Here is a 14,077-nt window from a genome sequence, read left to right as displayed (position 1 = left end):
GCGGCACCGCACCTCCTAAATTTGCTAACATGGGGTGTTATTCATGATCATCAAATTCATACGTTTACGTTAATGGAAGGTACAGTCTTTTAAGCTCAAGTCATTTTTTTAAAATGATAGTTGGGTTTATTTAACTGTACCTTTTTCATTTACTCAAAACGAATGAATGAGGTGTTTTTTGTGTTGTCTAAGAACAATGAAAAAAATTCAAAGGCTCGTATTCTCTCTAAATATGAGGATATGTTTGTATGTCCCGTATGTTCAAGTTTTATGAAGGTAGTAAATTTGAAAAGCTTCATTTGTTCCAAACATCATTGTTTTGATATAGCTAAACAAGGATATGTAAACCTGTTGCCACATCCTTTTAAAACAAAATACGATAAACAACTGTTTGAAGCTCGAAGAATGATTAGTCAAAGCGGTTTTTTTGATCCGTTGCTGGCTAGGATTTCCGAGATTATGATGGAAAATTTGCAGTCCGAGAGTAAATTGATAAAAATATTGGATGCCGGGTGCGGTGAAGGTTCACATTTGTCACAAATACAGCAAAGGATCATGGATCAATCGCAGTGCAACTTGTTGGGGATCGGTATAGATATTTCTAAAGAAGGCATCCATATGGCCTCAAGAGGAACTTCCGGCAAAGCGATCTGGTGCGTAGCGGATCTCGCAAAGTGTCCATTTGTTGATCAACAATTCAACTTCATACTGAACATATTATCGCCATCCAGCTATTCCGAGTTCCATAGAATGCTTGCGGATGGTGGAATGGTTATCAAGGTGATCCCCGAAAGTAAGTACCTTCAAGAATTAAGAGGGATATTTTACAAGCAAAGTGATAGAACTGTATATTCAAATGAGAATACGATTGAGCTTTTTAATCGTAATTTTGATCTGGTGGAACTCCAGCGCATTCAGTACGGCGTAACCATGGAAAATAAGTATATTGAACAGTTGGTCCGGATGACCCCGTTGTCTTGGGGAGCTTCGGAAGAACTTAAACAACAAGTTCTAGGTAAGGACAAGTTAGAAATCACCTGTGATTTTTCGGTCTTGCTGGGGAAGAAAATGAGTGCCCGTAGAACCAATTAATAAATAATGTTAGAACGATTCGCCAAGCATAAGTTTGGCGGGTCGTTTTTATAGCTGTCCTTTAATAGGGCGGCTTTTTTTCATGATGATGCCGTTATGAAGAGGTTCCAAACCGTGCGAAGCAACTTTTCCATAGCCTATTCCTGCGTTTCGTATCCGTCGCACCAGATTTCTCAACTCCGTAACTGTGTATTTATGTAAAAAATAGAAGGTAAAACCTTTAATATGAGAAGTTAAATGTATGCGTTTACATTCTATAATTTTCTATGAAAGGAGGTAAAAGGAAAAGTGACATTAGAGTTTTATGCAGAATTAGTATGTACCTCAAGAAAACACATGGCAAGAAGGAGCAGGTAGGTAAAGTAGGGACAAAAAAATTTGGGAGGTAATGGCATGATCAAGTTTAATAGGAAAGTCTTGACGGTATTTTTAACAGTTGCATTGAGTTTCAGTATGTTTGCAGTAACCGCAAGTGCGAATACCTATTGGCAAAATTGGACCGACGGCGGTGGGACGGTAAATGCGGTCAACGGGTCCGGCGGCAATTACAGTGTTTCATGGCAAAATACCGGGAATTTTGTTGTCGGCAAAGGCTGGGCTAACGGATCGCCATCCAGGACCATCAACTACAATGCCGGGGTCTGGGCACCGTCAGGCAATGCGTATTTGACTCTCTATGGGTGGACGAGAAACTCGCTTATAGAATATTACGTTGTCGATAGCTGGGGCACCTATAGACCTACCGGAACGCATAAAGGCACCGTGACCAGCGATGGGGGAACCTATGACATATATACGACTATGCGCTACAATGCACCTTCCATTGACGGCACGCAAACCTTCCAGCAGTTCTGGAGCGTAAGACAGTCAAAAAGAAACACCGGGAGCAACGTCGCCATCACTTTCGCCAATCATGTTAACGCATGGAAGAGTAAAGGAATGAATCTGGGGAGCAGTTGGGCTTACCAGGTGTTGGCGACGGAGGGATACCAGAGTAGCGGAAGTTCTAACGTAACGGTGTGGTAACCGGTTAATCTTTGATTTTGCCGGGGCCGTTCGGTCTCACGGCCGACGGCCTCCATCCATTAACAAAAGTCGCTTGCCTACATACAACAGGAATATTGCCACTTCTATTATTTTAAAGGAGATCGATCAATGAGAAAGCTATTCATTTTTCTTCTGATAGCCATAACGTTTGTTGTCAGCGCTTGTTCCCCCGAAAAGCCGGAAAAGAACAATACATTAGTACTCGTCGAGGGCGGTACTTTTAAGAACACAAAATCCAACTACTATGGGAAAAGCGTGACTTTATCGAACTTTTATATCGGGAAATATGAGGTAACCCAAAAAGAGTGGGCGGAGGTCATGAGAAGCAATCCCTCCCAATTCATAGGCGAAGATTTGCCGGTAGAAACGGTAAGTTGGTATGACGTTGTGGAGTACTGTAATGCAAGGAGTATAAAAGAAGGCTTAAAACCTTATTACAATATAGATAAGAGTAAAAAGGACCCGGACAATAAGAGCGATAACGATCATTTAAAATGGACCGTAAGTATCAACGCGGAAGCTGACGGCTATCGATTGCCGACGGAAGCGGAGTGGGAATATGCCGCAGGCGGCGGTCAAACGAGCAAAAGTTACACTTACAGCGGAAGCAATAAAGCGGATGATGTGGCGTGGTATTGGAGAAACGCCGGCGTTAAATACCTGTCGGGAGACTGGAATTGGCCTGTTATAGAAAACAACAACAGCAAAACAAAATCTGTCGGTCTCAAGAAACCCAATGAAATAGGGCTTTACGATATGTCAGGCAATGTTAGGGAGTGGTGTTGGAGCTGGTATGGAGACGACTTGGATCCTAGCGGCGGTTCTTTCCGGAGTGTGAAGGGCGGCGGTTGGATCGGCGACATCGGCAGCAGCGAGCTATCTTTTCGAGGCAAGTTCGAAGCGAATGGCTTTGGCCCCGATCAAGGTTTTCGTGTGAGCCGCAATGAATAAACGGAAACGGTGTACGATCGGGTTCACAGCGAAGCCAAGGGGGACTACCGGGTCCCCCTACCTATCGTTCGCAAGTTGTTGAAGAGAACTTCCTTTTACTCCTTCCGGCATGCCTTTCAATTTAACCTACCGCCGAATCCGATACACCTCTCCGCATAACCTGCCTTGAATCTGTAGCACGTCTCCTACCGCCAAATCGGGAATGTCCAACCCTTGGATTAGGATTTCCTGCTCCAACCCCTCCACATATAGCGGAAAGGAGAGTTCACCCGTATTATACTTAAATAATCTTCTGACTTGCCCGATCACGATATGCTCCGACCTGGCTCCTATAAGCTGCAAAGGTCGATCTGATGAGTTATCAGGTTGAAGAGACTGCGGGCCGAAGCTTCCTTCTAACTTCTTGTACTCTAGTGGACTATAGGATTCATATTTCATATACAAAGAGATGACCAACCTGTCATGAGCTTGGGTCAGATCTGTAGAATCCCCTTCGCGGGCGAAATCTCCGGGACAAAAAAATTCAAATTGAAACTCGTACGGGGATTCTGATTTGGTAACGGTCAAGTCTCTGACATTGCCGCCAAGCTTGACTTCGGTTATCACGCAGTCGAATTTATCATTTTGCTCCAGACTTGCTTGCTTTTCTAGTATTTGGCGCCCAAGCCATTTCAAATAGTAGTCGGCAAAAGAATCGCTGACTTTATGTATCCCTTGTCCATGACAGGTATCTATATAATACAACTGTCCGGCCGATTCACCGGAAACAATCATCACGATATAGTACCCGCAGCCGTCATTATGCAGGGTTAACGTGCCTTGCAGTGCTTCTCTATAGAGCCGATTATAATGCTCCTTTGCCGCGTCGTCGTCCATGTCCTCATCCATGTCTTCGTAATCCTCATGAAACGCCTTGTTGCAGCTTTCCGCGCTAAAAGCGTGGCCAATACACTCGAGTCCGGTCTCTTCCTGCAAGCAAGATTCCAAGCAATCTTTGGCATGCGACAGGGATAAGGGAATCTGCCGTTTCTTTGCGGCTCCGTTTCCAATATGGATCAGGAAATCGCGGTAGTCCTGCGGGAGTGTGATGCCGGCCGCCGACTCAAACTGTTCAACCTGGCTCATCGATAATCTTTCATTGAGTACATAAGGGCAGTGCTCTGGATACAAGCTTTTGTACTCTTCCAGCATCATAGTAACCTTTTGGATAAATTCACTGGTTTGCGGTGCCCTGGAGTTTTTTCTGAACAAACTTTTAAAATGATCCATCATCTTTTTATATGCTCCTATAAAAGTATTTTCAGTTCTTATTTTACAAGATGGTGTCATTCCCGCATAACAGCTATCAGTTGTCGACAGACTACAGGGTTTATGCTATGGTCAATTCAAAGGCATTTCGCTCCCGTCGGAGCGAGATGCCTTCAATACTATCATTTTATGTACCAAGGCGGTGATGTCATGGTGCTCTTTATATCCCCCTGGCAGGGGGACGAAATCAATGTTCATTGGCGGATAGAGATTTTGAGAGCACAAAATATCGGTTGAATAACAAGGAGAATTGAAATGATGAGAGCAAGTTTTGCGGCGGAACAAAGATTATCATTGAACAGGACGGGCCTGAAACGCCTGCGCCGAAGCGGACGCCTTCCGGGCGTGGTTATGGGATTGAACCAAGAAAGCGACATGATCCATATTAATCCCACATCTGCATGATTTCTTCGTCACCTTAGAACGGCATCTTACGATCTCTCTTTCCAACTCAAGGCAAACGTTTGCCCAACACAAAATTGCATTTGATACCAAAACTATTAAATTTTCAGAAAATTCCAGAAAAAGAGTTTATTTTTGGGATTTTCTGTGCTATTTTATTAATGTAGTATATCCAAAAAATAGGAGATGGTAGAGAATGTTAAGAGAAGTAAAGAAGTTTGTGTCGGTGTTTTCTTTGGTGGCGATTTTTGTGCTAACGTTTGCGCAGTCTGCTTTTGCAAATGACCAGCCGGTTCAACTGATTTCGGCCAATCTCTATACTTACAAGTTTGGTTATGTGGGATTCAGCGGCAAAGTGGAAGTCAGCAACTCGAGTCCCCAAAAAAACGTAACGATTCACTATACTCCCGGAAATGGGCAATGGTACGATACGAACGCCTCCTATGAAGGTCCAACCGACGCTGGGCATGAAGCATGGAATTTCGCCATTTCCACGAACAGCATTGAGAATACGCATCCCGAGCTCGTAAATGCCCAAACGATCCAATTTGCCATCAAGTATGAGTTCAACGGGCAAACGTATTGGGACAATAATAACGGCCGGAATTACTCCGTCAGCCGCTATACTGAAAGCTCCACCATTCTCGGGAAACCGAATGTCCTTCGTGCCTACGATGAATTAATTCAGGACACCTTCCGGGGAGCTGTTTATGTCAAAAATGCAGGCTACAGCAAACAGGTCAAAATCAAATATACAACCGATAACTGGGCAACCACGAAGGAAGGGGACGCCACTTATTCGATGCCGGCGAATTCCGACGACAGTGTAGAGGCTTGGCATTTTACTTTCCATAATATTGCCCCCAGCGTTTCGCAAATTAAGTACGCGATTTCCTACACCGTCAATGGACAAACTTACTGGGATAACAATTACGGGCACAATTACACCGTAAACCGCTAAGCGAAGAGCATCATTTTCGCCCATTAACCTTCAATCGCTCTCCAGTGGCCTTCCCGGCCATATGGAGGGCGATTTTGTTCGTGGATTTTCTGTCGTTTGACAGGTAATTAGTCTACTCCAAGGTGTCAGGGCCTTGTGGGTCAATAGCGAATTTTGCCGTGCTTTTTCCGTCGAGCATAGGGCAAGTCCAATCATAAACTAATCGGAGAAACACGATAATGCCGAAGGAGACCGGGGAGAACACTTCCATAATCTTAGGAATTTGTTTTTTTCTTTATTGGAAAACAAATTTCCGTTAATAAATTGGCAGCTTCGTTAGCCTCTTCAGGGGAGATATGATAAATATTAAATTGGGAGCCGTTCAATTCGTAATCATTATCTAATATCCAATGAGCGACTGTTTCATTCACTTCACTAAGTTCGTTATAATTTCCTTCATAGATAAATGAAGCCACGGTTTGTTCTTTTTCTATTTTAATATTGGCTCCTTGCAGATTTTCATAATCTCCTGAAACGGATTTTTGGACTTCAATATCAATCCTTTGATTTTGAACATCTTCTTCGTAAAAAACGGTTGTATTAAAATGCGGATAGCTTAGTCGTATATTCTGGCCATGAACGATCCTGGATAGTCTTCTCCATAACAGAGTTTCATCCTGATACTGCTTGATTTGTGCGCGTAAATAAATCACCCGTCGTTTTGGAATTTTCTTCGCCGTAACCGTATATTTTGACGAGTCTTTCTGAGCGTTTAGGTGTTTAATCATGGAGTTTATTAACAATATTTTATCTTGCTTCTCTTTTATTTCCTCCTGTAATTGTGCCGCTTGCCTATTCAAGAACTTCATCAAATAAATATCCTCATCATATTCATATAGAATCTTCTTTATTAAATGCAAACTGAGTCCCATGGTTTTCAACATGTTTATTTTATTAGCTACCGCTAACTGGTGTACATAATAATACCGGTAACCCGTACTTTCATCAATAAAGCCTGGAGGAAGTAAATCAATGTCAGCATAATGTCTAAGCATCTTAGTGCTTAACTGCGATAGAATGGAAAAGTCACTAATTCTTAGCACCGTAGTCCTCCCAATCATTGTCTAATTTCTGGTTTTCAATACATGTAAAGCGATCAGAAATGCCGAAACGCCCAAGATCAGAAATAATAAGAAAGTACCTAATATAGAGTTCCAGTTAATAGAGTTTTGTAAAATTAGATCCCTTATACAATTTATAACATAGGTAAAAGGGTTTAACGATACCGGGATTTTGAAAGCGGCCGGGATATATTCATAAGACATCAATGAGGTGCTCACAAAAAAGATGGGAAGTGTGAATGTATTAACAATGGCTAAAAAGGAATTTTCTGTTTTGAAAATCATGCTAAGCGCATAGGAGAGGCTTGCTACAAAAAAAACGCACAAGAAAATTAAACAAATGATGAGTAGGCACCCGAGCATTCCAGTTGCTATTTTGACTGACAGGAAAAACGAAAAAATAAAAAGTATAATAACTTCGACAAAAGTTAAAATAGCTGCATCAAAAATATGGCCTAATACAATAGAGCTTCTTTTTACAGGAGAGATGAATATTCGATAAAAAATTCCGTCGGATTTCCAGGAGTAATTTGAAATTCCGCTCATGCCGGATGATGTAAGGGTTACGAGAATCAGAATTCCAGGAAGTGTATAAGCCGTATAATTATCTCCTACATACGTTTCCGATTGGAATATCGTTGTAAATAGTAGCAGCCAAATTAACGGCTGTATGAGTGTCATAATAATAGTTTCCATATTTTTGAATCGCCATTTTACATTTCTTAAGACAATGCTGAAAGTTCTCATTTTACTTCCTCCCCGTATAATCAATTTATAAGTTCTTCTTAATGGGTACTAGTGAATTTCAGGAAAATATCGGATAATGAAGGTTTTTGAATTTCTATGGCACAAAATCCGATATTATTCTCGGTTAATAATAAATTTGTTTTAGCAAAGCCTTCCGAGCTGTCATCTACAGAAATGTATAATGTCTTTTCCTCGACTCTTACATGTTTGATAGCGCTCTGAGCACTCAAACGTTCTACAATAGCAGCAATGCTTTTAACGGTATTAAGCTCAACTCGTATAACAGGCTCGCGGAAATATTGTCTAAGTTCTTTCATGCTGCCTTGAATTAGAGGTTGCCCGTCTTTCATGATACAAATGGTGTTGCTTAATAATTGAGCTTCTTCCAAATAATGAGTTGTCAAAAATATAGTCGTGTTAAACTTCTCTTGAATCGTCTTAATCATTTGCCACAAAATCTGTCTTGATTCTATATCCAGGCCAACAGTCGGTTCATCCAAAAATAAAACTTTTGGATGGGATATCATACTCATTGCAATATCAAGCCGTCTTGCCACCCCTCCTGAATATTCGGATACCTGGTAATCACAAAATTCTGTTAGGTGAAAGGCTTGTATTAGTTCTTCACTGCGAGCTTGGATGGTGGCGGAATCCAGACCGAACAGTCTGCCTTGAAACTCCAAATTCTCCTTAAGCGACAGATGCTTGTCTATGGAGGTATGTTGAGCGACACAGGAGATGCAGTTTCGGATGCTTTGGCTTTCATTCTTTAAATGATGCCCCATAATTGTGATTTCACCGGATGTTGGTAAGATGTAAGTGGTCAAAATGTTAATCAATGTTGATTTCCCCGCCCCGTTTTGACCAAGCAGAGAAAATATTTCTCCTCGAGAGACAGTTAAGTTGAAATTGCTTAAAGCCTTTTTTCCGTTTTTGAATGTCTTATTCAGTTCTCTCACCGTAATAGCTTCCAATTCTTTCACTCCTTTATTGGTTATGCAAAGCGAGCATAAACTATCCTACAATAGGAAAGTCAAGGGGCTTATGTTATCTCGGCGAAACCAAATGCGAGGCAAATATCTTCGCATATTCATTTTCTACCAGTCGGAAAAAATCGGAAGGCGGACTAGACATTAAGCCGTGCTCCCCCTCCAGCCGATAATAATAAAGTACTAGCCGGTTTGGGACGGAGCCACAGGTAGAGCAGAAACCCGGCGGCAACAACAACCAGCCCCCCGGCGATGGGCCAGAACCCCACAGTAATTTGGGTTTCACGGAAATATCCAGCACCGTGGTGGCGGTCCCGCCTTCCGGAGCGGTCTCGGTCAGCGTAATGGCGCCCTGCCGGTCCGCAGCTTATCGTCCGCCAGCCTCTGCCCGCTGCCGTAGTCTGGGCGATGCTCTAACCAATTTGTCGCCGGGTAACCAATCCCTTGATAATTAACGGGGGAATTTCCCGTTAATGGATTGAGTTGAGAGTTAATTTGGTTGGAGTCTGCACGCGGGAGGGGCCAAGTAAGGCGATTCGTGTTTTTTTCGAGCTCATACCTTACCCGGAGCCGATTCTTCGGAGGTTCATGAACGGGAAATCTCCCTGCTAATTGGGGCCTTCCCCGTGACAAGGAGGGAATTAACCGGACCCCCCGCTAATCGATCTGAGATAGAGGATATTGGCGGTTGGGGCGCAAAGTAGATGGCGTTTTTTCAGCTAAATCAGATCCAAGGAATCATTATATTTAGGAATTATGCTCCAGGAGGGTTTATCGATGAGAGGATTTTTCATCAGAATTATTGTTCGATATTTGATTGCAAAGCCGTTCCTGCCTGCGGAAAGAGGACCTGAAGGAGAGATGAAGCTGAGGAAGTCGCGCTTCGTCCTGGTCTCCTGCCTGCTCGGGTTCTTGATTTGTGCGGCGGCTCTCCCGCTTCTGCTGGCGGATGAGGCCAGAGAGGAGCTTATGGTGTTTGTCTACCTGATCGCAGTGGGGACGCTCCTGCTGTTCATCCAGGTGATCCAGCACCTGATTTTTCGGGCCAAGGCCGGCGAATCCTGGCTCTCGGTGCGCACGCTGGGCGGCAAACGGATGCTGAATTACGGAGAACTTCAAAGTGTGGGGTACACCCGGTTTTTCGGCGGGCAGTTTTTGCTGCAGGGGGCCTCGGGAACCGTTCGCATTCCGGCGGGGATCCGGGGAGCATCGGAGCTTATCGAGCTGCTTAGCAGCAAGATCGGCGGAGACGCTTGCGCGGAGGCGCAAAAGGCTCTGAACGTGAAGCGAGCCGAGCTAGAGAATTGGAGCCGGTGAAACGGCCGGAAAAAGAGAGTTGAGCTACCTTGGGGGAAATACTCTTGGGGATCGTGGTGGTCGACTGGAGTTACGAACGGTTATCCTACGGTCAAGCTTTCGTGAGATATCCGGGAAGGCTTCTGTCCGCATTAATCTTCAGCACCGGTTATATCATGGGTCGGGTTACAGTCCCGGCGAGACAAAATTAGCGAAAAATGAGGGAGAGAGAACGATGTATATCAGTTTTGGAAAAAGAGTTATCGCCTGGCTAGTGGATACCCTAGTGATCCAGTTTATTATGCAAGTATTTCTAATCGGTTTTCTGAATTTGCGTTCGCTGTATTACGACTTTATTTTGAGTCAAAGCGATAGGGTCGATATCGAAGAGTTGGGCGGAATTTTTGAGAGCGGAGTCTACTTTAAATTTGCGGCGGTACTGGGACTACTTCTCTCTTGGCTCTATTATGCCAGTATGGAATCGTCCAAGCTGCAGGCGACTGTAGGGAAGCTGGCCATCGGCAGCATTGTGGTCGGCGAGATGAATGAACGGATTACGTTCGGGAAGGCGAGCGGCCGTTTTTTTGGCAAAATCATTTCTTCCCTCATCCTCTACATCGGTTACCTGATGGTGATCTTCACGGAACAGCGGCAAGGGCTCCACGATAAGATGGCCAAGGCGTATGTCGTGGACAAAGACCAACTGGCCGCTTACCTGACTACGACGGAGAAGAATATGGACGAGGTTACGAAAATAGCGTGAGGGGGACAACCTCACACCCCGAGAACGCCTGATGCCCGAACTCAAAATCTGCCCTTCAAGCTGAAGAAAGGCGCCCGGCTGCGCCAGGATTACCAGAACTTCCGCGACCTCGCGATGGAATACAACACCGTCAACCTGCTGCATGTGCGCTTCGCGGCGGATGGGGAGAGGCCCGGTTTCTCCGGTGATCCTGCGGATGTTTGGGGAGGAGATGATGCGAAGCGGCAGCAGTGCTCCTCGCGACTTAATGTTTTGCGATGATGTGCCTGCAGGAAGTCCCGCTTAACCGCGAAGTTATTACGCATTATGTCGCAGTTCGCCTTGGCTTTGGCCACAAGGACTACTCAAATGTGGAGTTACATACGAGATACTCTAGAAAGATTTTAGATTGTTAAACTACAAAACCTATATTTAAAATAGTTTTAACCATAGAAGTGTTAGTCCATAGACTAAATCGCTAGAGTGTTGAAACATTTAAGCCATCCACAATTGGAGCTAAACCGTCCATATTGTGGTTTTTTTTGTAGCCATAAATGACTACTCGAAGTAATTAACTCCGATGGGCTGGTATAACCTTGAGTATTTCGAGCAGTTCGTCATGGTTGGGCCCAATATTTTGTTTACTAGGGGTGACTCAAATGAATAAAAGTTGATTTAATGCTAAAATATTGTCAGAATGATGATTAGCACGTGTTCGGATTAACACACGAGCATCGATTAGCGAGTTTCTAGGAGTGGTGTCATGTCTGTTACAATTGAAGATATTGCCAAAGAGGCCCGGGTTTCAGTCGCGACCGTTTCAAGAGTCATCAATAATTCCAAAGCGGTAAGCCCTGAGCTGAAAAAAAGAGTAAATGATGTAATTCAAAAAAGAAACTTCAAGCCGAATTCCCTGGCAAGAGGTTTAATTATGAAGAAAACCAACATCATTGGAATCATTGTTCCTGACATTTCCAATCCGGTATTCGGGGCTTTAACCAGAGGGATAAACAGTTTTTGCCAACAGAAGGGTTATACGTTAATGGTTTGCGAATCGGGGGGACAACAGGAAAAGGAAATTGAATTGCTAGGGGTATTGGCGGATAAGAAAGTAGACGGAGTTTTGTTTGCGGGTGTCGATGTTAATTCTGCATTGGTAGAAGAAATGAAAAGAAAAAGGTATCCTATCGTCCTGGTTACTCAGGAAGCTTCGGAAGGTGAAGAGGTAATACACACAGTCATCCATGACAATGTGAAGGCGATGTATGATGCGACTTCTTTCTTGATTGAGAACGGGCATCAGAAAATAGCCCTGATCTGCGGGCCCGAAAACGACTATTCATCCGGACAAAAGCGTTTAAATGGTTACAAAGTGGCTTTAAAAGAACAGAATATTGAAGTCCCGGATTCTTATATCGAACACGGAGATTTTTCTTTCGAATCCGGGTATGAATGTATGAGAAAAATTTACGAAGAAAATAGCGCTTTGCCGACCGCGGTTATGGTGTGCAACGATGCCATGGCGATTGGGGCCATACGGTTCTTAAAAACGACGAAGGTTTCGGTGCCAGCCGACATTTCCATTATGGGTTTTGATGACTTAGAGTTCGGAAGGTATTTTAGTCCCGAATTGACAACGGTTCGAATCTCTTATTTTGATGAAGGGCTTAAAGCGATCAAGACGCTTTTTAAGCTGATTCATCAGCAGACCGTACCGGTAACGCAGTTTATCCCGCATAAAATAATTAGAAGAATCAGTGTACGAAAAATATAATTTCCATTGATTTTGCTAAATAACCGAGGTATAATGTACTCACATCAGGAAAAGGTTTTCCCGTAGAGAGATTTTAAAAATTATAAACGGTACTTAAAGGGGGAATAGAAGGGGGAAAGTGCGATTATATTTTTTTATTAGCTAGGAAAAGGTTTTCCTGATGTTGGGTTGTTTTCAAAAGGATATATTGCAAGCTTTAAAGAAAGTGTTTCCTGTTTGTTTTAGTATTGTGAGGTTTTAGCCATTAAACTCAGATGGGGGTTTCTTTTATGAAACTGTTAAAAGCTAAAAAGTTTTGGATGCCATTGATTGCGGGTACACTTGTGTTTTCACTAGCTGCTTGCGGAGGAAATTCGACTAAATCTGGCGCGGAAGCAACAGACTCAAAGGAAGCGGTTACCATTACTTTCTCTTTTGACCAAGGGATCGGGCAACCAGCGCAAACACTTATCGATGAATATAATGCAAGCCAGGACAAATATGTTGTCAAAACAAAAATTTTGCCACAGGACGCTAATGTGGTCCACGATGATTTTGTGAATAAATTGGCCTCGGGCGACACGAGCGTAGATGTTATGGCATTGGACGTCGTCTATGTGGCGGAGTTTGCCGCAGCCGGATGGTTAGCCGATCTGACCCCGCATTTTGATCAAGCCACACAAGACCTATATTTGCCGGGTACCATTGAAACGGCAACGTATAACGACCAGCTCGTCGCGTTCCCGTGGTTCACAAATGCAAGCGCTCTCTTTTATCGCAAAGACGTACTTGATCAATTGGGTGTAGAACCTCCTACGACTTATCAAGGTTGGATGGATCTTCAAAGCCAAGTGCAAGGCGTAAATGATGTTCAATACACCGGAGTATTCCAAGCAGCACTGTCTGAAGCGCTAGTTTGTAACTGGGTAGAATACGTAGCGAACAATGGCGGAGAAATTCTGGATGCATCGGGCAAACCGGTAGTCAATTCGGAAAACAATGCCGAGGCGACCCAAATCATGCTGGACCTGGTTAAAAACTACGCCCCTGAAGGTGTGACGACTTATAACGAGCCAGAGAGCGAGCAGGTATTTTTGGACGGTAAGGCCCTGTTTATCCGGGATTGGTCCGGATTCTGGAGTCAAGCCAACAAAGAAGGCTCTAAAGTAAAGGATAAAGTAGGCGTTACCTCTTTGCCGGTCGGTCCGAAAGGAACGGAGTCCCATTCCACGCTTGGCGGTCTGAATTTGGTAATCAATAAGTCTATCGATGATGCACATAAAGAGGCTGCCGTTGACTTTATCAAATATTTGTCCAGCGAAAGCGTTCAGAAGAAAATGAATTTGATTGCGGCTCAGCCACCGGTTTTAAAATCGGTATATCAAGATTCTGAAGTTTTGGAAGCGAATCCGTTCTATGCGGACTTCTATGAAATTATTATGAACGGCAAAGCCAGACCGATGTCTCCGCAGTATGCAAGAGTTTCCGATTCGATTCAACGTAACATTCATTCTGCATTATCTGAAAACGTCGATATTAAAACGGCTCTGGAGACCATTCAAAGTGATCTCGAAGCATTAAGCAAATAAGGAAATCGGAAAGGACAGGGACTGCAGCATATATGGGTTGAACTTGCCTAACCCCGCTTTTCTTGAGTTCAACTCATATTGCAGTCCATGCTATCAGAAG

The 14,077-nt window shown here is 43.7% G+C and carries 14 protein-coding genes; 10 read left to right on the top strand and 4 right to left on the bottom strand.

The window, feature by feature from the left end; genetic code table 11:
- The first annotated feature begins 183 nt into the window (after window positions 1-183).
- From DFP94_RS12460 to DFP94_RS12450, 3 genes are all read left to right on the top strand, one after another.
- Window positions 184-1,092 (top strand): putative RNA methyltransferase, encoded by a 909-nt coding sequence (locus tag DFP94_RS12460; protein WP_245954759.1) that lies wholly within the window; start codon window positions 184-186, stop codon window positions 1,090-1,092.
- A gap of 393 nt (window positions 1,093-1,485) precedes the next feature.
- Window positions 1,486-2,118, top strand: a complete 633-nt coding sequence (locus tag DFP94_RS12455; protein ID WP_114496784.1) for a glycoside hydrolase family 11 protein — start codon at window positions 1,486-1,488, stop codon at window positions 2,116-2,118.
- Between the two features lie 129 nt (window positions 2,119-2,247).
- Window positions 2,248-3,090 (top strand): formylglycine-generating enzyme family protein, encoded by an 843-nt coding sequence (locus tag DFP94_RS12450; protein ID WP_114496783.1) that lies wholly within the window; start codon window positions 2,248-2,250, stop codon window positions 3,088-3,090.
- 126 nt (window positions 3,091-3,216) lie between these two features.
- On the opposite strand, the gene DFP94_RS12445 is transcribed toward DFP94_RS12450, so the two are convergent.
- Window positions 3,217-4,362: an SMI1/KNR4 family protein gene (locus DFP94_RS12445; protein WP_245954758.1), complete on the bottom strand. Its 1,146-nt coding sequence runs from the start codon at window positions 4,360-4,362 to the stop codon at window positions 3,217-3,219.
- Window positions 4,363-4,653: 291 nt separating this feature from the next.
- Here DFP94_RS12445 and DFP94_RS12440 point away from each other — a divergent pair, with 291 nt between their 5' ends.
- The gene (locus tag DFP94_RS12440; protein WP_181873128.1) at window positions 4,654-4,803 is read left to right on the top strand and encodes a hypothetical protein; all 150 of its coding nucleotides are present in this window, start codon (window positions 4,654-4,656) and stop codon (window positions 4,801-4,803) included.
- Between the two features lie 193 nt (window positions 4,804-4,996).
- On the top strand, window positions 4,997-5,761 hold the full coding sequence (locus DFP94_RS12435) for a carbohydrate-binding protein (RefSeq protein ID WP_114496782.1): 765 nt from the start codon (window positions 4,997-4,999) through the stop codon (window positions 5,759-5,761).
- A 254-nt stretch (window positions 5,762-6,015) separates the two neighbouring features.
- On the opposite strand, the gene DFP94_RS12430 is transcribed toward DFP94_RS12435, so the two are convergent.
- The 3 genes from DFP94_RS12430 to DFP94_RS12420 are packed head-to-tail and all read right to left on the bottom strand — an operon-like array spanning window position 6,016 to window position 8,582.
- On the bottom strand, window positions 6,016-6,843 hold the full coding sequence (locus DFP94_RS12430; RefSeq protein ID WP_181873127.1) for a MerR family transcriptional regulator: 828 nt from the start codon (window positions 6,841-6,843) through the stop codon (window positions 6,016-6,018).
- A gap of 21 nt (window positions 6,844-6,864) precedes the next feature.
- The gene (locus tag DFP94_RS26520) at window positions 6,865-7,608 is read right to left on the bottom strand and encodes an ABC transporter permease (RefSeq protein WP_114496780.1); all 744 of its coding nucleotides are present in this window, start codon (window positions 7,606-7,608) and stop codon (window positions 6,865-6,867) included.
- Window positions 7,609-7,646: 38 nt separating this feature from the next.
- On the bottom strand, window positions 7,647-8,582 hold the full coding sequence (locus tag DFP94_RS12420) for an ABC transporter ATP-binding protein (protein WP_114496779.1): 936 nt from the start codon (window positions 8,580-8,582) through the stop codon (window positions 7,647-7,649).
- Between the two features lie 792 nt (window positions 8,583-9,374).
- On the opposite strand from DFP94_RS12420, the gene DFP94_RS12415 reads away from it, so the two are divergent.
- The 5 genes from DFP94_RS12415 to DFP94_RS12395 all read left to right on the top strand — a co-directional run bounded on the left by DFP94_RS12415 (window position 9,375) and on the right by DFP94_RS12395 (window position 13,977).
- Window positions 9,375-9,914, top strand: coding sequence for a hypothetical protein (locus DFP94_RS12415; protein WP_114496778.1), 540 nt, complete (start codon window positions 9,375-9,377; stop codon window positions 9,912-9,914).
- Window positions 9,915-9,958: 44 nt separating this feature from the next.
- Window positions 9,959-10,105: an RDD family protein gene (locus DFP94_RS12410; RefSeq protein ID WP_181873126.1), complete on the top strand. Its 147-nt coding sequence runs from the start codon at window positions 9,959-9,961 to the stop codon at window positions 10,103-10,105.
- Window positions 10,106-10,128: 23 nt separating this feature from the next.
- Window positions 10,129-10,656, top strand: a complete 528-nt coding sequence (locus tag DFP94_RS12405; protein ID WP_114496776.1) for an RDD family protein — start codon at window positions 10,129-10,131, stop codon at window positions 10,654-10,656.
- 742 nt (window positions 10,657-11,398) lie between these two features.
- Window positions 11,399-12,409 (top strand): LacI family DNA-binding transcriptional regulator, encoded by a 1,011-nt coding sequence (locus DFP94_RS12400; protein ID WP_114496775.1) that lies wholly within the window; start codon window positions 11,399-11,401, stop codon window positions 12,407-12,409.
- A gap of 269 nt (window positions 12,410-12,678) precedes the next feature.
- On the top strand, window positions 12,679-13,977 hold the full coding sequence (locus DFP94_RS12395; RefSeq protein ID WP_181873125.1) for an ABC transporter substrate-binding protein: 1,299 nt from the start codon (window positions 12,679-12,681) through the stop codon (window positions 13,975-13,977).
- Window positions 13,978-14,077: the final 100 nt, after the last annotated feature.

This window comes from Fontibacillus phaseoli, assembly GCF_003337355.1.
Taxonomy (GTDB): domain Bacteria; phylum Bacillota; class Bacilli; order Paenibacillales; family Paenibacillaceae; genus Fontibacillus; species Fontibacillus phaseoli.
The sequence above is the reverse complement of the archived record's forward strand: the minus strand, read 5'-3'. Positions and strand labels throughout refer to the sequence as shown.